At 66.7% G+C, this 20,306-nt stretch carries 12 protein-coding genes; 5 read left to right on the top strand and 7 right to left on the bottom strand.

Translation table 11 applies throughout. The features are described 5' to 3' along the window. The first annotated feature begins 249 nt into the window (after window positions 1-249). Entirely contained in the window at window positions 250-681 is a 432-nt protein-coding gene (locus tag HD596_RS42465; RefSeq protein ID WP_246555262.1) for a carboxymuconolactone decarboxylase family protein, read from the top strand. Between the two features lie 47 nt (window positions 682-728). Next, window positions 729-1,496, top strand: coding sequence for an SDR family oxidoreductase (locus HD596_RS42460; protein WP_185075061.1), 768 nt, complete (start codon window positions 729-731; stop codon window positions 1,494-1,496). A gap of 98 nt (window positions 1,497-1,594) precedes the next feature. On the opposite strand, the gene HD596_RS42455 is transcribed toward HD596_RS42460, so the two are convergent. Continuing rightward, window positions 1,595-2,332, bottom strand: coding sequence for a hypothetical protein (locus HD596_RS42455; protein WP_185075060.1), 738 nt, complete (start codon window positions 2,330-2,332; stop codon window positions 1,595-1,597). Between the two features lie 1,185 nt (window positions 2,333-3,517). Beyond that, window positions 3,518-4,564 (bottom strand): site-specific integrase, encoded by a 1,047-nt coding sequence (locus HD596_RS65190; protein ID WP_185075059.1) that lies wholly within the window; start codon window positions 4,562-4,564, stop codon window positions 3,518-3,520. A gap of 152 nt (window positions 4,565-4,716) precedes the next feature. On the opposite strand from HD596_RS65190, the gene HD596_RS42445 reads away from it, so the two are divergent. Then, window positions 4,717-5,859: a hypothetical protein gene (locus tag HD596_RS42445; RefSeq protein ID WP_185075058.1), complete on the top strand. Its 1,143-nt coding sequence runs from the start codon at window positions 4,717-4,719 to the stop codon at window positions 5,857-5,859. A gap of 103 nt (window positions 5,860-5,962) precedes the next feature. On the opposite strand, the gene HD596_RS42440 is transcribed toward HD596_RS42445, so the two are convergent. The 5 genes from HD596_RS42440 to HD596_RS42420 all read right to left on the bottom strand — a co-directional run bounded on the left by HD596_RS42440 (window position 5,963) and on the right by HD596_RS42420 (window position 18,677). Next, complete coding sequence (locus HD596_RS42440; RefSeq protein WP_313047645.1) at window positions 5,963-6,907, bottom strand: site-specific integrase; 945 nt, start codon at window positions 6,905-6,907, stop codon at window positions 5,963-5,965. Between the two features lie 292 nt (window positions 6,908-7,199). Next, complete coding sequence (locus tag HD596_RS42435) at window positions 7,200-7,529, bottom strand: ankyrin repeat domain-containing protein (RefSeq protein WP_185075056.1); 330 nt, start codon at window positions 7,527-7,529, stop codon at window positions 7,200-7,202. 147 nt (window positions 7,530-7,676) lie between these two features. Then, complete coding sequence (locus HD596_RS42430) at window positions 7,677-16,295, bottom strand: DNRLRE domain-containing protein (RefSeq protein WP_185075055.1); 8,619 nt, start codon at window positions 16,293-16,295, stop codon at window positions 7,677-7,679. Window positions 16,296-17,642: 1,347 nt separating this feature from the next. Beyond that, complete coding sequence (locus HD596_RS42425; protein WP_185075054.1) at window positions 17,643-18,200, bottom strand: IS481 family transposase; 558 nt, start codon at window positions 18,198-18,200, stop codon at window positions 17,643-17,645. 219 nt (window positions 18,201-18,419) lie between these two features. Further along, window positions 18,420-18,677 (bottom strand): hypothetical protein, encoded by a 258-nt coding sequence (locus HD596_RS42420; protein WP_185075053.1) that lies wholly within the window; start codon window positions 18,675-18,677, stop codon window positions 18,420-18,422. A gap of 851 nt (window positions 18,678-19,528) precedes the next feature. Between HD596_RS42420 and HD596_RS42415 the strand changes: the two genes are divergently transcribed. Both HD596_RS42415 and HD596_RS42410 read left to right on the top strand, forming a co-directional pair. Continuing rightward, a complete protein-coding gene (locus HD596_RS42415) occupies window positions 19,529-19,738 on the top strand; it encodes a hypothetical protein (protein ID WP_185075052.1) in 210 nt (69 codons plus the stop codon). A 12-nt stretch (window positions 19,739-19,750) separates the two neighbouring features. Further along, window positions 19,751-20,302, top strand: a complete 552-nt coding sequence (locus HD596_RS42410; protein WP_313047643.1) for a M56 family metallopeptidase — start codon at window positions 19,751-19,753, stop codon at window positions 20,300-20,302. Window positions 20,303-20,306: the final 4 nt, after the last annotated feature.

The raw sequence follows: 20,306 nt of genomic DNA, 5'->3' as shown, positions 1-20,306 counted from the left end.
GTGCGTTCATCACTGGTTCCTGTCCGTTCGTTCGCGGTCGTGCCATGCATACGATCCCGGTCCCCACCGCTCTGTGACACCCACGATCGGTGGCCTATGTCACACAGGTCTCGCTGTCACAGGAAGCGGGTCGCCGGGATCTCTTGCTCGTCAGGACGCTCACTCACGACCGAGAAGGAAGACCTCTCCATGACCACGAATTCGGACCTCAAATCTCGTATGCCGAACCCCCTCCCATTCCTTCCCGACATGGCGGGAATCGCCGAAGGGCTGCACCGGGCCCTCAGGAACGGCCCGATTCCACAGACCACCATCAGCCTGCTGCAGCTCCGCGCCGGGCAGATCCTCGGCAGCACGTACTTCACCATCCGGGAAACCGGCAATCTCCGCAAAGCCGGGGAATCAGAGGAGCGCATCACCGCCGTGGCGACATGGCAGGACGCCCCCTACTTCACCGACGCCGAACGGGTCGCGCTGGAGCTCGTGGAGGCCGTCCTCACCCCGAACCCGTACGGGGAGCGCGTCTCCGACGCGCTCTATGCCAAGGCATCGGCCCATTACGACGACAAGGCGCTCTGGTCGCTCATCATGGCGATCGCCCACATCGGCTTCTTCACCCCCGCCGCTCTCATCGCCAAGCCGATCCCCGGCATGCCTCCCGGCCGGAATTACAGCGCGTAACGCTCGCGCGTCGACCCATCATTCAGCACCCGAGAAAGGCATGGAACATGAGCATCAGCACGTTCGCAGTCGCCGGAGCGACCGGCCGGCTGGGACGCCACGTCGTCGACGTCCTCACCGAACGGGGGCGTCAGGTCGTACCGATGTCACGAGCCACCGGCGTGGACGTCATCACCGGTGAGGGCCTCGCCGAGGCGCTCACCGGGGTCGACGTCATCATCGACGTCGCCTCGTGGCACGCCTCCGACGAGCAGGCGGCGACGGAATTCTTCCGTACGGCGACCCGCAACCTGCACGAGGCCGGCCAGAAGGCAGGAGTGGGCCAGATCGTCATCGCCTCCATCATCGGCATGGACAAGGCCACCGCCGGTTTCGGTGTCGCCCAGCAGGTGCACGAGGAGGCCAACCTGTCCGGTCCCCTGCCCGCTCGCATCCTGCGGGCCGCGCAGTTCCACGAATTCGTCGGCCAACTCCTGGACTGGCAGCAGGGCGACGTCGCCTACATCCCGAACTGGCCCAGCCAGCTCGTGGCTGCTCGCACCGTGGCCGAGGCCCTGGTCGATCTGGCCACCGACCCGGACGCGCCCGCCCAGCCCGCTCCCGGAACGCCGATCCCGGAGATCGCCGGGCCGCGCAAGGAGATCATGGCCGAGGCGGCCAGGCTCCTCGGCGCCCGCCGGGGCATCCAGGTCGTCGGCGTCGACGGCGCCGACCTGCCCGATGCCGAGTACGCCGCCGGCGGCGGCCTCCTGCCCGGCCCGCACGCCAAGCTCGCCGGCCCCACCTTCCAGGAGTGGCTCGACACCCAACCCTGACCCGCACGAAGCCGCCAGGTCATCGCGCACCGCGCGGGTTTCGGCGCGGGCTTCCCCGGCGGCGGCGGTGGCCTCGTGGAGCTGCCGCCGGGTGGTGGTCAGATGCGCGGCGGCCTGCTCCAGGTGTTCCTGCAGGCGGCGGACGTCGGCACGCGCCTCGTGCAGCCGGCTGTCGCGCTCGGCCAGGGCGGCCGCACGTTCCTCGGCCAGGGCGGCCGCACGTTCCTCGGCCAGGTCGGCGGCGCGGGAGAGGTCGGCGCCCAGGGGTGCCAGTTGCTCGGCTTGGCGCTTGGTAAGGCCTGGTTCGTCGTGCAGCTGGGTGGTGAGCCGGCCGATCGTACATCGAGGCGTTCGGAGTCGGCGCGGGCTTCGCTGTGGATGCGGTCGCGGTGCTCTTCGGCCTCACGCTGGGCGTTGAGGGCCTCCTGCCGGCCGCGCAGGGCCGTGTCCCGTTCCTGTTCGGCCGGCTGGCGCGCGGCGTGGGCGGCGCGCATCGAGGTCCGGGCCTGCTCGGCGTCTTGTTCGGCCTGCCGCACGCTCGTCTCGGCCTGGGCCAGCTGGGCGGCGATGGCCTCCCACACCTGCTCCAGGCGCTCGTCCAGCCGGCGCAGGTCCTCGCGTTCGGCGGCCAGCTCGGCGTCACGCTGGTGCAGCCGGGCGCGGATCTGGCCGGCCTCGGCAGTGAAGGCGGCCACCGCGGTGTGCGTGGCCACCGCCGCGGGGGCGCCGTCGGCGGTCCGGCTGGCCTCGTTGGCGCACAGCTTGCAGCAGTACTTGCTGGGGCGGCCGCCCTTGCCGGGCTCGCGTAGGATTAGCCACTTGAATTTCCTCGTCACAAGGTTTCAGTGCATTGGTCACATAATTGCGCCGCCCATATCGGGGCAAAGCGTTTCCGCCTTTCATGATCTTCGCGTCTGCGGCCCCACGTCCGCCTGGTTCGACGGTGACGTTGACGCCTGACTGCGGTGGCGAAGCATCGGCCGACTGAATTCCGCCCGGCGCAGGCGTGGAGGAGCCTGACCGTAACCTGATGGCCCCTGCTGCCCGTCCTTTGGGACTGCCGGCCAGTGCAATGGACGTGGCCATTTCGCTGAAAGCGGGATGGCCAATGAGGCCCTGACCAGGTTTACGTCACGTGATTGCAGCGGTTGGTCATCGCGGCTGCGGTGGAATCTTCGCCTGCGGAACGGTTGAGGTGCAGCGGTTGCACAGTCGGGTGCAGGGCCGTCCAGGTCCTCCTGTTCGCGCGCAGGCTGGATGTTGCGGAAACGCTCTCCTTCGGTCGTCACTGTTAGCGTGGACGGCATGAGCCCCGGGATCCTCTGGCTTCATGCGTCCCGGGGCACCGCTGGTGTTGGTCCCTCGCTGCCGCCACCCGGCGGTTCGTCGGGGTGGTCTGGAGACCGAGCATGTGGAGCCTGCGGGCGGCGAGCAGTAACCCGTCCGCCGTGACTATTTGGTGATGTGTGCCTGGCAGCACCGCTCAAGCCGGGCGCGGACGAGTCCAGAGGAGTTCCTGGCCGTGTCGGGGCAGTCGGGCTGTGAGCAGCAACTGCTGCGAGGGCGCTCCCGTTGGGACGACGGCGAGGCCTGATCCGCTGATGGCAGCTCCGGGCTGTGACGCACCACGGACAGGATGGTTCTGCCCGGTCCCGCGTGGCCGCCAGATGACCATGACCTGGGCGCCGCCGCATGACGTTGCGCCGAGGCGTAGATCTATGACAGTGACAGCGTTCCCTCTAGTGGAGGCATCGGGAGTACCTCTGCATGCATGCGCCCCGGGGCACCGCTCGGCACCGTTATGGTTTCGCTACGCCCAGGTGCGCCCTGGGCCTGGCTTGACGGGCCTTACCGACGCACTGGTAGCGTTCATACCGATTCCCCTACCTGCTTCCGTGGGTAGGTGCGGGTCTCGCCTATGGGCGGGGCCTTTGCGTTGTCACTATCTTTTTCGACGGCGTGTTTCCCGATTGCCCTGATACGGGCCTAACCCGTTTGTCCGGATAAGGGCCATGGGCGCGTTAAAGTCCGACGTTGCGCATGGCGTTGTCGCGCCAGCGGTCGACGGCGCGGATGTAGCGCAGCACGACGGGCGAGGCGGGGGCCCAGCGGCCGTGTTTGGCGATGACGGCGACCGGGACGCCGGCGGCATAGGCCACGGTGGCGCCACCGGCGCGCAGGCTGTGCGCGGTGATGGTCTCCGCAGAAGGAACGCCGGCGCGCACGGCGAGGTCGCGGACGATGGTGTTGACGGCGTCGGCGCCGAGCGAGGGCCCGAGGGTGCCGTGCCGGTTGATACGGCGCAGCAGCCGCCCTGAGGTGTGTCCGGCCTGGTCGAGGACGGTGAGCCAGTCGCGCCAGGCGGCGACGGGGTCGGTGAGCGGGTGGCTGCCGCGCGGGATCGCGATGGTCTCGCCGGTCGAGTCCTTGTCGGTCTTGGAGGTGCGGATGGTGACTTCGAGGCCGTCGGCGACCTCGCGCACGTCCTCCCTCATGAGGGCGACGAGTTCGCTGCGGCGGCCCATCAGCGCCAGGCCGAGCACGAGCAGCAGTCGGTCCCGCCGCCCGATCATCGTGGCCAGGTCGCAGACGCTCACCATGGCGCGCAGCGCGTCGATGGTGATGGGCGGGGCCTCGCGCTGACCGCGGCCGCCGGCTTCGGCGCGCTGGCGTTTGTAGGCGCGCAGCGCCAGGCGGGCGGACTCGGTGGCGGGCCGTCCGGTGTGGCCGGCCAGGCGGTGCATGGTGCGCACCGCGGCGATGGCCTGCTCGATGCTGGCCGGGGCCTGTCCGGCCTCGCACAGTTGGGAGGTGTATTCGGCCAGGGTGTGGGCGGTGGCGGGCAGCGCGACGCGGCCGCTCTCGGCGCACCAGGTGGTGAAGGTGGCCCATTGGCGGGCGTAGGCGCGGCGGGTGTTGGCGGGCACGCCGTCGGCGATGCGGGCCTGGGTGCGCGCGCTAAGGGTGTAGTCAACGGCGGTGTGGGCGTCGGCATGTTCTGGAAGCGCGTAAATCGGCGGCCGCTCCCCCACTGCCGGTGCCGGCAGTGCCCGTCCGTCGTCGTCCACACCCGTCTCCCGCCCGCTTCCGGCGCGCCCTGCGCACCGCGATCCTGACCCGCGATAAGGAAGGTTATCACGGGTCAGATCATGCGTGGTAACCGTTTGCGAACGCACGAAACAGCTACGTTCGAACGCTAAAAACGGTAACCTGTCGGACTGTGGCAGACGATCAGGAAACTGGGGCGGTGGACGCCCCGGCTGAGAACGGTGAGCCGGGCGGAAAAAAGAACGCCGGGGCGGAGCCGGAGCCGCGATGCGCCGGTCCCGGGTGCGCCAAGACCTTGCCCGGGCGCAGCAGCCGCGCCAAGTACTGCAGCGACGCCTGCCGGGCCGCCGCCTACCGGGCGCGCACCACGGCGCATGCCGCCCCCGTGGCCAACGCCCTGCTACGCACCCAGGACCTGCTGGCGCCGCTGCTGGCCGCCGGCGAGCAGTGGCAGACCGCTCAGGACGCGCTGCGCAGTCAATTGGCCGAGCTGAGCCGCGGCGCGCTCGCCCAGGTCGAGGCCGCCGAACAGGCCGCCGAGGAGGCCCGCGCCGCCGCGGCGGCCGCCGAGCAACACGCCACGGCCGCGACCAACGCCGCCGCCGCCCGCATCGCTGCCGCGGAACAGGCCCGCGAACAGGCCGAGTTCGCCCGCGATCGCGCCGAAGAACGCGAACAGGATGCCTGGCGCCAGGTCGGCGAACACCAGGCCGCCCGCGCCCAGGCCGAGCAGAGCGCCGCCGACGCCGCCGCCCGGCAGCACCAGGCCGAAACAGACCGCGACGCCGCCCGGCAGCGGACCGCCCAGCTCACCGAGTTGCACACCGCCGCGACTACTCGCATCACCCAACTGGAGCAGGAGGCCGACGACCGGCAGCACGAGCTCGCCGGCCTGCGCCGCCAAGTACAGACTCAGGAAGAGCGGGCGCGCGAGGCCGAACGCGAACGCGACCAGGCTCGCGGTACCGCCGCGGCGCACGCCCAGGAAATCGACCGACTCCACCAGGCGCTGGCCGCCGAACAAGAGCGACGCGAGCAGGCGGTCACCGCCGCGGCCGTGGCCGAGCAGGCACGCACCGCAGCCGACCAGGCCAGAGAATCTGCAGCCATGGAAGTGGAACGGTTGCGCGAAGAGCTCACCAAGCTAACCGCAGCGCTGACGGAAGAACAACGCCAACGCGAGCAGGCGGTCACCGCCGCGGCCGTGGCACAGGCCCTTCTGCGCGAGCACGAGTGTCCCGGCCCGGCTGATCATTCCGCACCCGCCCCAGCGGTTCCTGCCGACACGACGGAGGCATCTGCTCATAATCCGTGAGTCGTGGGTTCAAGTCCCACCCGCCCTACCACGCCGACCTGCGGCTTTACCCGGATCCGTAGTCGCGTCATCTGATCGTGAGTCACGGTGAGCCACATGTGAGTCACGCCCTCTCCCGGGCCTCGCCGATCTTCCGGTTGGTCGCCCGGACCGCCTTCAGCACCAGCCGCGCGGTCGCGTGGGCGCTGTCGTGGTACAGCTGCGGCAGCACCGAGACGTAGGTGTCGGCGGTCAGCACGATGCTGGCATGCCCCAACGTGCCCTGCACCACCTTCAACTCCGTGCCCGACGCCAAAGCCAACGTCGCAGCTCCGTGGCGCAGGTCGTGCAATCGGACCGGCGGCAGCCCACTGGCGGCGACCAGCTTATGGAAGCGGTGCGTGAGATAGCTCGGCTGCACCGCCGTCCCGCTGCCCAGGGCGAAGACCGGGCCGGTCGGTGACCACCGCTCCCCCGGCCCCCGGCGCTGCGCCCGCTCGTGTCGGCGCAGCAGCCGAACAGTCTCCGGATCGAGTGCCAACGTTCTCCGGCTGGCCGCGCTCTTCGGCTCGCACAAGACCAGCCCCTCGTCGGTGTGCACCAGCTGATGGGCAATGGTCAGCTCACGCCGCTCCAGATCGATATCCACCCAGCGCAGGCCCGCGACCTCCCCGCGCCGCAGCCCGCGCAAGGCCACCAGCCACCACAGCACGAACAACGGATCCTCCCGCGCGAAGCGCAGGAAGGCGGCCAACTGCTCGACCGTCCACACCGCCACCGGCGGACGCTCTCCCCCGCGCCGCCAGGCCGCCTCCCGACGAGCCGTCCACACCACGGGATGCGTCCGCACCGGCGCCGGCAACCGGACGCCCTGCGCCGGATTGCCCGCGATCAAGTCCTCACGCACCGCGTGGTTCAGCGCCACCCGCAACGTCGCCCGGATCCGCTCCAACGTGGACGCGCTGATCGGCGCACCACACCGAGTCCGCCGCCGCCCCAACGCCACGAACATCCGCGTCGCATCCCGCCGCGACAACTCCACCAGATTCACCCGGCCCAGGTACGGCACCAGATGCAACCGAACGTGATCCCGGTGGGCCCGGTGCGTGGTCGGCCGCAACCGCGACTCCACCACCGACAACCTGTGGGGCTCGAATATTCAGCCACAGTGTCCGACCTGCGGGTTCGCTAGACGCACTGGATCTCCAGCTCCCCCGGTTAAGCAGTCGCTCAAGCCGTTTTGAGCAACCGCTCAGACGGCAACACTCAAGGTCCGCAGACCTGGCAAGGACCGCAGGTCAGCGCATGAATCGAATATTCGAGCCCCACACCCCCCGCCAGCTTTACCTGCCGGGATTACCTCACTTTCGCTCCCCTCTCGCGATCCACGCCTTCATGATGTCAGCGGCGAGCCAGTGACCACTATCCTCGGCTTCGGAAAGGATCGACTTACCCTCGATAATCCGCAGAGGGTCGGCGCCCCTCGCGAGGAGGTAAGCAGTTATATCGGCACGCAAAGGCTCTCCTGTTTGCACATGACCGTCCCACTCGATATCAATCGCGTGCCTGAGTAGCGTCCAGCCGTTATGGCATCCCTGTTCATCTTCCACATCGTGACCCGCGTCGAGCAGATCGCGCAGTCGGGGAAGGTCCTCGAACTCCACGGCGAGGTGGGCCGGCGAGTCTGTCACTTCTATCTCCTGCGGATGGATTCCAGGTGTCGGTCCATGTGGCGACACCCACCTTTTCACAGTACTAAAGAAACGAAACTACTGCAAATTAGAGCAGTGCCCCGCCTCCGTTGCCTTAGAACGGAGGCAGAGCAGCGCCTTACAGGACTATCCCGTCCTGATATTTATCCGAACCCCGGGAAAGCGTTTCGCGAATTGACTCACCACACCTACACATTCCGAACAGACAGCGCGTTCGGAATAGATGTTCAGAGTGCCAGTCGAGTTTGGATTGAGTGATTTGGCAAGCTCCTCGAGAATTAGCCACTCCGAGTCGATATCCTTCCAGCCTGGGTCGAAGATTGGATTGTTAGGCGTCGGCACCGATCCCGGGTTATGATGCTTTCCGCTGACGCCGATCAACTGTCCATTCGTCCCATCGATGTCGAACTCGGCGACCGCCACGTTCCGACGCTTTCCTACGCCATTGGCCTTGTTGGCTCGATATGCTGCCGCGATGTCCTTGAGTGAACAATTGCTATTATGGACGAGGATAGACGCTGTATCAGCTACCACATAATAGGTGTGAGCATTGGCGACCGTCAGGTTGTGTACGCGCTGGACAGCAGTCCATCGCTTTATGGCCTTGACCTGGACGTAGGTTCCCGCCGAGGTACGTAGCCACATGCCCGGCTCTAGCTCGCCAGCATCGACCCATTTGCGCAGTTCAGGAACCCAGAACGGGTGATGGTCCGTAGCGATCACCGTGCCGATCCGGTCACCGTTATCAATGCTGATTTGGACGAGATTCTTATCGCCTTTGCTCGTCATGATCGCCGTGACAGGCTCGGCTCTCGTTTTACCGGTCTCCGGATCGGTTGCGAGAACTTGGTCGCCAACCTTTACTTCTTCGATCGGCTTCGACGATCCGTCTGCCATGATGACCGGGGTTCCCGGTACAAAGCTATGGCAAGGCTTGGCTCCCGGCCTTATGGGCGTAATCGTGCCGGGTTTAACGGGGACTACCCATCCGCCCATGGGTCCTTCGACGATGCCGTCCAGAGGCGAGACTCCTCCCCGCTTCAGGCTCTTGTCTACCTCCTTGGCGGAGTCGCAGAGATATGTGACGGCGCCATTGCAGTACATATTCTCGTTGAAACCGCCCTGTGGCGCCCCTATTTTGCTAAGAGCCTTCTTTACGCCATCAACTGCTTCTCTGATGGCGAACCGGGCCACCATTCGCTCATGGCCGGACCGGTTCTCATTGATCGCCTTCTGCCGTTCCTTCTTGGATTTCTCTCCAAATTTCGGATCGTGCCAGGGGCGTGGCTCATGGCCATCGATTTCTACGTTGTTGATGGGGTTGCCGCCGGTGAATGCGTAGCGGTTGCTAGTCCAGGGGTCGAGGCCGAGGGCGAGGTCATCGAGGGCGCCGTTGTAAGTGTCGAGGTTGAGGAAGCGGTTGAGGTTGGGGTTGTAGTCGCGGAACCCCATGTCATACATGCCGGTGGAGTTGTCCCAGCGCTTGGCGTTAAAGCGGTAGGGGTTGTACTCCTCCTTGGCGGTGGGGTCGACAGGGTCAGGTTTGTCGACCCCGGTGAAGAGCTTGTCGTCGTTCTTGCCATAGGCGGTGTAACCGTAGGTGGCGCGGGTGTCCCCACGCTCCGAAGTGATCTGCTCGACATCGGTGTGCGCGTTGTAGCCGTAGTAGGACGACTCTTCGGTGGCGTCGGGCTTGACCTTGACCTGGGACAGCCGCTCACCCCAGGGCGAGTATTGGAAGGACCTGACCAGTTTGCCGGCCACCTCTTCGTCCAGGACCTCGTCTGAGAGGCCGAGGTAGGAGTAGATGGTGGTCTTGGCGTTGGTGCTGCCTTCCTTCTCGGTCTTGCTGGTGGTGCGGTCGAGGGGGTCGTAGGTGTAGGTGGTGACGGCGTTGGTGGTGCCGTCGGTGCCGAGTTTCTCGTGACGGGTGACGTGGTCGAAGCCGTCGTAGGTGTACTTTTCCCAGGTCTTGCCGCCGCCCTGGATGGTGCGCAGCCGCCCGTATGGGTCGTATGTATAGGTGGCTGTGGCTCCGTCGGTGACGGAGGTCATGAGGCGGTTGCGGTCGTAGGTGAAGGTGGTCTTCTTGCCGAGGACCTCTTCTTCCCAGACGTTGCTGTTGGGGTCGTGGGAGTAGGTCTCGTCCTCTGCGGCCCCGCCGCCGACCGGGGTTTTGAGGGTCTTGGTGATGCGGTCGCGGGGGTCGTAGGTGTAGGCGTAGTCGTGTTCCAGATACGCGCTGGGGTTGTCGGCGTTCTGAATCTTGGCGTGGTCGCTGACGCGCTGCAGATTGCCCTGGTAGCCGATGGTGTGCTCGGCCACCACCACCGCGCTGTTGGGCTTCTTCTCGATGGAGTGGCGTAGGACGCCGGACAGGAAGTAGTCGTAGGCGACGGTGTTGCCGTTGGCCTTGGTCTCGGTCAGGCGTTCGGCGCGGGGGGTGTAGGTGTAGCGGGTGGTCTTCGGCGCGGGGTCGGTGGCCGACTTCTTGTTGACCACCTGCTCGACCAGGTCACGCACGTCGTAGCCGTAAGAGGCCACCGTCTTGTCGTGCGTGCGCGTGGTGACCGCGCTGTTTTCGTTGTAGGCGTAGCTGGTGGTGTTCTTCAGCGTGCCGTCGAGCGACTCCTTGATCGTGTCGATCTGGTTGAGGTTGGTGTAGGAGATGTCCCACAGGTCGATCTTCGCGGTCGGGGACTTGTCCTCGATCGTGGTGAGGTTGGCGTTGGGGTCGTAGGTGTAGGAGAAGTCCTTCTTCTCACCGTCGGTGTCGCCGCTGTTGTCGCGGACCAGCTTGACCGCGTCGGCAGCGACGGTGCCGTTGGCGTCGTCGGTGAGGGTGACGCTGTGGGCGGTGCCGGCGGTGAAGGTGTAGGAGCCGAGGTCGACCCAGGTGCCGGGGTTCTTGGTCTGGTCGAGCGTGACGCTCGCCTCGCCGCCCTGGTGCTTGATCTTGTATGTGGCGTTGGTGGCCGTGGCGCCGGACGGGTACCGGACCTGCACCTTGTAGGTGCCCTCCGATGGGGTGGTCAGGTTCCAGGCGAATGACGATTGGCCGGTGCCCGCGGGGGCGGTGGCGTAGTCGTAGCCGACGAACCCGGTGGCCGACTCGGCCTGGGGGCCGACGATGTTGGATGCCGGGCTGCCGCTGCCGGTGAGGGTCCAGGTGCCGGTGGTGGTGGTCTGTCCAGTGTCGGAGTTGTCGGACAGGACGACGTCGAGGCCGAGGGGGACTCCGTCGTCGGAGTGGGTCTTGAGTTTGCCGTCGGGGTAGTAGTCCCAGTCCAGCGCCCGCTGGCTGGAGCCGCCCGCGCTGGTGACGGTGCGATTGGTCTGCAGGCCGAGCTGGTTGTAGTCGTAGGTGGTCTTGATGTCCCAGGGGTCGGTGGTGGTCTTGGACCAGCCGTTGTCCCAGTAAGTCATCGTGGTGTCGTTGCGGATGGTTTGCCCGTAAGAGGGCGGGTGGGAGATCGTCTTCAGCCGGGAGACCGCGTCGTAGGCGTACAGGACGCTGTCGGGCTTGTTGTAGACCAGGTCGGACCGGTCGTAGGGGTAGATCTCCTCGATCGGCCGGTTGAGCTTGTCGTACTTGGTTTCTGCGACGAAGTCGACCAGGTCACCGCCGCGTTCCACCCCGCGCGGGGTGATGGTCTTGGTCTTGTTGCCGACCTGGTCGTAGGCGAACTGGGTGGTGACGTACTTGATGACGCCGTCGGTCTCGGAATGCGGGACCTTGGTTTCGACCACGTCGCCGCGGTCGTTGTAGACGGTGATCGTCTTGTTGTCGTCCTGGTCGATCTGGCCGACGACCAGGCCGTCGAGGTCGTAGTCGGTGGACGTCTCGAACCCGGCGGCGTCCTTGACGGTCTTCACCTGGTGGTTGAGGTCATAGGTGTAAAACGCGGTGTAGTCGCCGGTGTCGGCGGTGGCGTTCTTGCGCGGGTCGATTACGTACTTAACGTTGCCGACGTCGTCGTACTTGTAGGTGATCTTGTGCTGGTCGGCGTTGATGACGTGGGTCAGCTGGTAGATCTCGTCGTACTCATACGTGGTGGTGAACTCGGCCGCGTTCGCACCAGACAGGTTGCCCTTGGGCTCGGTCTGGGTCTTGAGATTGCCGGCCAGGTCCCAGGCGAAGGTGGCCTTGCGCTCCGGCCCGTCAGTACTGTCCTTGGGCAGCACCGACTCTGTGAGCTGGTCGGCCGCGTCGTAGACGGCGGTGGCCACGGCGCCGTTGGGCGCGGTGGTCTTGGTGACGTTGTCGTCACGGTCGTAGACCGGCGCCGGGGTGACGATGAACTCGTTCTTGTCCTGGTCCTTGGGGACCTTGGACTCCAGCGGGCGCTTGAAGATGTCGTAGGTCTGGCTGGTGGTCTTGCCCAGCGCGTCCGTGACGTTCAGGACGTTGCCACGCACGTCATAGTTCGTGGTGGTGACGTTGCTGTAGGCGTCGGTGATCTTCTCCGGGTAGCCGGAGGGGTGGTAGTCGCCGAACTCGGTGGGGTTGCCGTTGGCGTCGGTCGTCTTGATCAGCTGGCCGTAGTCGTCGTAGTCGTAGGCGGTGGTGTAGTCACCGTCTGCGGAGGTCTTGACGCCGAGCGGGTCGGTGACCGTCTTGAGGTTGCCCTTGGCGTCGTAGCCGAACGCCCACTTGCGGCCTTCCGGCGAGGTCTTACTCGTCAGGTCAGCGACGTAGCCGTTGAGGAAGCCCTGGTAGGCCAGCGTGGTCGGCGCGGTACCGTTCTTGTTGGCCTCAGCGTCCCGCATTTCCAGCGGGTAGCCGGTCTTCTGGTCGAAGCTCCAGGTGGCGTACGCCTGGTTGGCCTCGGTCAGCTTGGTGACATTGTGGTCGGGGTCCCACTCCAGCGTGGTGGTCTCGTTCTTGGCGTTGGTGATCGTTGTGGGTCGGCCGTAGGCGTCCAGGACGTACTTCGTGGCGTGCTGCAGCGGGTCAGTGATGGTGGCATTGATGACGCCGCCCTGCGGGCCGTCCGGGTCGACGTAGTCGAACTTGGTGACCCCGTCGAGCCGGTCGGTCAGCGTCTCGACCTTCCACAGGTCCTTGGGGTCGACCGGCGCCTCGTAGTAGTCCAGCTTGGTGCTGTTGCCGCGCGGGTCCTTGACGGCCACGAGCTTGACGTTCTTGTTGCCCTGGGTGGCGTCGTAGGTGAAGGCGAACGTCTTCGCTTGCTCGTCGCCGGCGCCGTCGACCATCTTGGCCATCAGGCCCTTGTCGGTGTAGGCGAAGGTCACCTTCCGACCGGCGATGTCGGTGATCGACTCGACGTTGTCGATGATGTGCGGGTTGGTCAGCTTGGTGTCGTTGACCGGCTGGCCGGCGTCGTTGATGTAGGTGTAGTCCTGGCCCTTGGCGTAATAGTCGAAGGTCAGGGTGCGACGCCCGGCCGCGTCGGTGATGTACTGCAGGAACTTGGTGGGCTTGTTGTTGGAGCGGCGGCGTTCGTAGGTGAACGACATGGTGTTGCCGTTCTTGTCGACGATCGCCGACTGGAAGCCCTCGTCGTCGAAGAAGAACTGGGTGCGGTCCGGCTTGGTGAACACCCACTGCCGCAGCGGGTCGGCCGAGCCGGTCTTCTGCAGGTACAGATGCACGCCGCGCGGGTGCTTGTACTCGCAGTTGGAGGTGCAGGTGGGCGGGTCGCGCAGCCACACGTGGGTGGTGCCGTCCCCGTCGGTCAGCCGCACCTGCTCGGGCCAGGGCTGGCCGGGCGGGTGGAGGTGCAGTTGCGAGCCGAGGCGCTGCAGCGTGGAGGTCTGCAACGACCAGCCGTAGCCCATCGACGATGCGCTGGTGTCCAGGCTGTTGTAGGTCATCCGGACGAACGTCTGCGCGCCGCGGGAGGGGTTGGTGAAGGCGTTGTAGTTCCACACCACGTTGCCCGCATACGGGTTGACCAGCGCGGTCGCTCCGGCGCCGGTGTTCTTGCCGGTGTAGGCGTAGAACTTCTCCAGCCCCAGCAGGTCGCTGGTCGGGGACTCCAGGCGGATCTGCTGCGGCAGTTGCGGCAGCTGGTGGCTGGCGGACTTCCAGCTGTTGGTAGTGGTGTCGTGCACGTCCCACACCAGCGAGGCGGCGTCCGCCAGGTTGCCCGAGGCCAGCGTGGGGGCCTTGACCTGGGCCTGAACGGTGACCGTGTCACGTGGCTCCAGCGCTGCTTCCAGCGGGGTGAACAGCTGGGTGTCGCCGGTCACGTCCGTGCCGTCCGGCAGTTTCCAGAAGTAGCCCAGCCGGGTGGAGCCGGCCGGCCAGGTCTCGCTGGTGGTGTTGGTGATCGTGACGTCGACCGTCCGCTGCTCGCCGCCGGCCATCCGGGACGGGGTGCTGGGGGCGCTGTAGGTCTGGGTCGGGTCGTAGTAGAGGACGTGCAGCCACGGCCGTACCTCCGGTTCGGCCGCCTCGGAGGAGGTGAAGGAGTCGCCGTCTCCGCTGGTCGGGCAGGCCTTGGACGACTCGCTGTCGGCGCGCAGCAGCAGGCCGTGGTTGGTGGACGGGTCGCTGATCCAGCGCTGCGCCAGCGCGTCGAACCCGCGTGGCGCCCACCAACTGGAGAAGTCCGGGTCGGTCGGAGAGGTGAAGAAGCCCTGCCCCACTGAGGCGGTCTCGTGGTCGCCGCCCGCCTTCGTCCAGGGCACTCCGGGTGCGGCCTGCTGCCAGGAGGCGGTGGCCTCGTCGAAGGAGCGGGTCAGCGGGTAGAAGTGGTAGCTCGGCTCGAGGCCACGGTGGGCAACCTGGAAGATCCGCAGGTTCGCCATGACCTCCTTGATGCCTGCCGGGATGATGGAGGTGTCGAACTTCAGCAGCGCCCTGGTCGTGCCGAAGGCGGTGCCGCCGAAGCCGGCCGACAGGTTCGCGCGCTCGCCCAGCTTGTCGTGCCCGACGCTGGGCTGGCAGCTGGTCAGCGTGGTGTCGGCGCTGGGCGGGATGGTGGCCGCGGTGATGCCCGCGTTGGGCAGCTCCACGATCAACGGCCCCGACGTCGAGGCCTGCCCGGCCGAACGCACCGCCACCACCTGGTAGGCCACCTTCGTGTTCGGCGTGGCCGAGGTGTCCACGTACGTGGTCGCCTTGCTGTCCAGCGGCGCCACCAGGGTGGCCGGGGACGGGGTGAAGGAGAGGTCCCGGCTGCGGTGTATCTGGTACTCGGTGACCTCGCCAGGCCCGTCATAGGGCTTCCAGGCCAGCTCCGCGCCGGTGGCGTGTACCACCAGCGGCCGTCCGAGCTGCACCGACGGGGTCCCGTAGGTGAGGGTCAGCTTGGGCATCGGGTTCTCCGGGAAACCCTTGGCCCATTCGCCCTCCGCGTACTGCGGGCCGCCCGCCGCCACCGTCTCGTTGACCGCCTTGACCATCACGCCGTGGTTCGGCGTCGTCCCGGCCAGCCAGGCGCGGGCCAGGTCGGTGACGGTGTAGGTGTGCCAGAGGTTGGCCTGGGCGGCCTGGAAGGTCGCGGTGGCGGCGACCTCGCCCATCGCGGTGTTGATCGAGTTCCAGGTCACCGTGCTGGGGTCCCACGGCTGGGTCACCCGCCGAGCCTCCAGCGCCACCGATCCCGTCGAGCCGGCCAGCGTCTGGTCGTAGTACAGCCCCATCTCGGCCTTGTCGATCGTCGTCCCCTCGGGGACCAGCCCCGCCAGATCGAACCGCACCAGACCGCGATACACGCTCGTCCCCGATCGGCCCACGCTCAGCCGCAGGTCGACGTCGTAGTTCGTGGTCGGTGAGGTGGAGACGATCATCGCGTCGCTGGAGGTTGACCAGTCCGGTGCGATCACGACGGTCGGGTCGATGGTCACCGGCCAGGACCGCTCGGGAGCGGCCAGCCAGCCCGCGTCGGGGGTGACCGTCAAGGTCGACTGCTCGCCCAGCGTCTGGGTGACGGCGGCAGAGAAGCGCTTGCCGTACGGCGAGGCCGCGTCGTCGGCCGTATCGATCATGTACGGCTTCGGGATCGTGAACACCGCTCCCTTGCCGGACGGCGGCACGAAACCGATCGACCCGTCCGGGTTCGCCTTGGCCTGCAGCCCTCCGGACATGCTGACGGTGAACTGGTACGACGGGGTGCCCTGCGGGGCGCGGGCGAGCACGATGCCCTCCTTCACCCCGGACGCGGTCACCTCGTACACCAGGTCCGCGCCCTCACCGAACGCGCCCCGGTAGGTGACCTTCGCTCCGTCCACCTCCGGCTTGATCGTCCGCGGCTCGCCCGGCAGCCCGAAGGTCACCTGCGCCTCGCCGAGCCCGACCCGCACCAGCCGGTCACTGCGCTCGCCGAACCGGGCGACGTACCCGGTCCGCTCGGCCGCCAGCGTGAAACCGTCCTCTGCCTGCTCCCGCACCCGGGTTTCCACCGGCCGCCACGTGCCGGACTCGTCCCGCACGTGCTGGCGCACCGCCGAGATCTCCACCTGCCGGCGGCCGTCCTCCAGCTCGAAGGTCTTACTCACCGCGGTGCGCTGCTCGGTCAGTTCCTTGACCCGCTTGCCCGGCTCCTTGACCGGATCCAGCTTCAGCTGCGCCGGCGTGCCATCTCGGCCCGGCAACGTGATCGGCGCCTGAGCCGGGCGTATCTCCCCCTTCGGCTCCTCGGCGAACCAGCCGGCCACCTCCCCGGCCAGCCAGCTCGACTGCGCGGTAACCCAACTCGACGTGCGCGACAGCAGCCCGGGCTCGGCCGGCCCGCTCTGCGCCGCGGCGGGCGGTGCCGAAGCGAGCGAGGCCACCAGTGCGAGGGCGGTGATGAGGACGACATGCCGACGTAACCGTGCGTGACGTCTAGGTCGGGGCCGTTGGGCCGATTGCGGTCGTGGGACGGGTAATTGCGACACGGACACACTCCACGCTCACGCGACCCGCCAGGGGTCGCAGATAAGGAGGATCTAAAGATCCCTTGAGGCAAAACATCCGCATCACGCCACAAATCGGCACATTCGGTCAAGAACCACAGAAAGTGATCCACTCAAAGAGTCGAACACACTGTTGAATGGCCTGCGAGGGCCCGTCGGGCTGCGAAAATCCGCCCGAAGATGGGGTTCCAGCCAACCCTCAGAAGATGTAACGGAGAGTGAAAGGTCCAGGTCGCTGAAACCGCTCCGCAAAGTACCTGGGAGTCAACTCCCAGCGAACTCACAGCAACTGACTCAGTCCGTAAGCCCCTTCTCCCGAAGCCCACGACGTGCAGAAACGCACGTGAGGCAGGCGTACGGCGGCGAATCTTTGCCCGACGCTCTTGACCGCCGTCACCATCCATGTCTAGATCGATAAGGTTTGCCGTTGCCCGCCCTCGACTCCGGGAGGACATCCATGTCGTCGGCCAGAACGCGTCCACGGTGACGACCCGCCCTCACCAAGCCACCACCGAACGGCGGCGCACCCGCGGGCAGGCGATCCGGACCGCCACCGTCCTGGCCGGTCTCCTCCACCTCGTCGCGGCCGCCCTCCTGGTGGGCATCCCTGCCAGCTCCCCCACCTTCGACGAAGTGCCGATCCCGGAGAGCAACATCACCAGCCCGCCCCCAGCCGCCCTTTCCGCCCGCCCCAACGCCACACCGACAAGAGCCACCCCGGCCCCACGCCGGATCATCGCCTCCGCCATTGCTCCGACGAGCCGCCCGCGCCCGACCTCCACTGCGCGCCGAACCCGCACCACTCCACCCGCTGCCGCCGCGGCCCAGGCAACGCCTCCACGACACCAGCCGCATACTGCAGCCACACTGCCGGACATCCCCAAGTCGTCGAAACCACACAGCCGGCCCACCGCGACCGGCACGCAGCAGGCGTCGCTGAGCGCGCCCCCCGAGACCAGTCCTTCGCACACCCCACCCGGCCAAGGCGGACAGCCACCGGGCCAAGAGAAGAAATCAGCACAACTACCTGCGGATGACCGGCCCTCCCAGGAACTGCACACCCCACCCGGCCAAGCGCGGAAAACGACATCACCGTAGTGCGGCTACAGCAACCCTGGACAAGCATCCGTGGCGAGGTGTCGCATCCGTTGTCCCTGATCGTCTTCACAAGACTTCCGGCCGAGCGCTGGGTGCTGTGTCTGCCGAAAACCCCATCCATGCAGTTCAAGCGGCATGCGAGTACTCGTTGAGGACTCCACCAAGCCGGTCTCGTCGGCGTATGTTCAAGCCGGCGATTCGCTCTGGATCGGTGATCGGATCCGGGACGTTACGCAGCGGGGCCGCCTGGGCCAAGGCTTGAGGGGCGCGGTGCCGGTCGCAGAACCGTTCGTACTCGCGCAGGGCATGCCGCAGGTGGTGTTCGATCCATAGCAGGCAGCGGTCGAGAAGCTCACGGCGACACGATTGCACCCACCGCTCCATGACCGCGTTCATCCGCGGCACCCGGATACCGGTGAGTACGGTCTGGATGCCGGCCCCGGCGAGGATCTCCTCCATCCGAGCGGGGAACTTCCCATCCCGGTCACGGATCAGATAGCGCGCCTGGCAGCCCGCGTCGTCCAAATCCATCATGAGATTCTTCATCGCCTGGAACGCCCAGCTCGCGGTCGGGTGGGCGGTGGTGCTCAACACACGGATGTGCCGGGTGGCGTGCTCGATGACGGCCGGGATGTACTGACGTTGTCCATTGAGCGCGACGGCCTCGATGAAGTCGCAGGCCAAAATAGCTTCGGCTTGCGAACGCAGGAGCTGGTCCAGGAGTTCGCGACGTAGAGTACGATGACCCGTTCGCAGATGGAGTTCACCTTCGGCGCCTGCGGCAGCGCGAGGAATGATCCTCAGCCCTTCGGCTCGGAAGACCTCGCGAAAGGCCGCTGAACAACGGATCCCGACCGTGGATCATGAACCGCAGCCTGGCGCTGCGCTCCCCCAGGTCCATCACTAGTTGCGGGCCTGCTGCACCGGCCACGCCCCGGTCGGATGCGTGGTCACTCCGGCCAGGTGCAATGGCCGGGTGCCATGCTTGATATTGACCAGCACATGCAGCCGTTTGAGCAACACCATCTCGACCACCAGGAAGTCACACGCGATGATCGCGTGAGCTTGAGCGGTCAGGAACTGCCGCCAAGTCGGCCCGGCGGGGCGCCGGGTCGATACTCGCCATGTGCAGAATCTGCGCCTGCCGAAAACCACGTCCATGCACGTCAGGCAGACCATGCATCGCATCCGAGGTCCACCGCGAGCCATCCTGCCCGTGGACGCACATGACCAGGCGATGGCTGCTCGGTGGTCGCTCGCACACGTTCGATCCGCCGTAAAGTTCGAGTTCACCACGCAAGCCTGGCCCCAGACAGCCGCGCCGAGATCGGGACAAATGGCACATAGCGCCGATGGTCAAGAACGCATGGTTGCTCGGTGGTTGCTCGCGTGCACGCGATACAGCACGGCACACGTCGGCACAGACCGACACGACGACGGGGATAATTCCGGCCGCGACAATACAAAACAGCACTCCGTGACACCGAGCGACATCAACCGAGGATTCTCATAATCCGTGGGTCGTGGGTTCAAGTCCCACCCGCCCTACTCTCCAACACCGCGATCGACCTGGGGTTTCTCGGTTCCCACCGGCCTCCAATCTCGTTGTTGATCACGGTTGGTTGCTCGGTGGTTGCTCGTCGGCGCGGGTTGCGCGATGCGGTAGATCATCTAGTGCGCCAATGTCACATCAGACCCATGTGACGATCAAGAGAAGATCAAGTCAGAACACCTCCACGGCCCACTCAGCCAAGCCGCAGTTGGCGTGTGGTCAAGAATCGGTTCCTGTGCTTGCTTCGTCCGCGCTCACCTCGTGGCCGAGCAGACTTTCAGTCCGCTGGTCGCTCGCCCCACAAGACGAGGCAGGCCCGCGGCATGAGCCGCGGGCCTGCCTGGCTACCGAGTGGTGTCAGGTGCGGGCGGGCAAGGTGATCAGGCGAGCCTGCCGGGCGTCTGGAGCGGTGCTGATAAGGGCGGCGGTGGATTCGGCGGCGGCGCGGGCAACCTCGGGGATGATCCTTTACAGCCTGCGCCACCGACCTGTCCTGCTCGCGATCGTGCTCATGCTGATCGCGATCCGGCTGCTCTGGAGCCCTTCGCCCGAGCTCGGCATGAGCATGACCATGGCCGAGTGCTGGGGGTTGGCGTTCGCCGTCGTGGCCGGCGTGAGCATCGTCTCCGTCGCCGCCAGGGCCACGTGGCTGGCCTGGCAGTCCGCCTGATGGCTCGCGAGGCTGCCGCACACCGCGTTCTCCGCCAGGACGGCTTTACTGACCACGAAGGAGCCCTTGGCTTTCTGCGCCGGCATGCTCCGGCCCCGGGTCTACGTGAGCGCGGGTCTCGTGGACAAGCTGAGCGACGACGAGCTGAGGGCGGTCCTGTGCCACGAGGCCGCACACGCGCGGCGCCGCGATCCCCTTCGCAGAGTGCTGTTGGACGCGGCCACGGACGTGCTGTTCTTCCTTCCGCTGCTGCGGTGGGCGGCGCGGGTGCAGAAGGAACGGGCCGAACTGTCCGCCGACCGCGCGGCGATCGCGCAAGTGGGCGCCCGTCACGTCGAGGGGGCTCTGCTGGCCATGGACGGACACGCGGCGCCCGCGGGTGTCGCGGCCTTCGACGGCGCGGCCGCCGCGAGAGTGGCCCAACTCGTCGGCGACGCTCCACCGTCGCACAAGGCCGGCCTCGGCCTGGTGGGACTCTCCCTGACCGGGCTCGTCGCCGCGACCAGCCTCATGATGTGCGTCGGCCAGGGACTATGGATGTTCGTCACAACATCAGGGATGTGAATGG

This window comes from Nonomuraea jabiensis, assembly GCF_014204795.1.
GTDB classification, from domain to species: Bacteria; Actinomycetota; Actinomycetes; order Streptosporangiales; family Streptosporangiaceae; genus Nonomuraea; species Nonomuraea jabiensis.
The sequence above is the reverse complement of the archived record's forward strand: the minus strand, read 5'-3'. Positions and strand labels throughout refer to the sequence as shown.

Coding starts and splice junctions, on each gene's coding strand:
- HD596_RS42465 (WP_246555262.1), top strand. CDS start 250: ATGGCGGGAATCGCCGAAGGGCTGCACCGGGCCCTCAGGAACGGCCCG.
- HD596_RS42460 (WP_185075061.1), top strand. CDS start 729: ATGAGCATCAGCACGTTCGCAGTCGCCGGAGCGACCGGCCGGCTGGGA.
- HD596_RS42420 (WP_185075053.1), bottom strand. CDS start 18,677: ATGGACGTGGTTTTCGGCAGGCGCAGATTCTGCACATGGCGAGTATCG.
- HD596_RS42415 (WP_185075052.1), top strand. CDS start 19,529: ATGATCCTTTACAGCCTGCGCCACCGACCTGTCCTGCTCGCGATCGTG.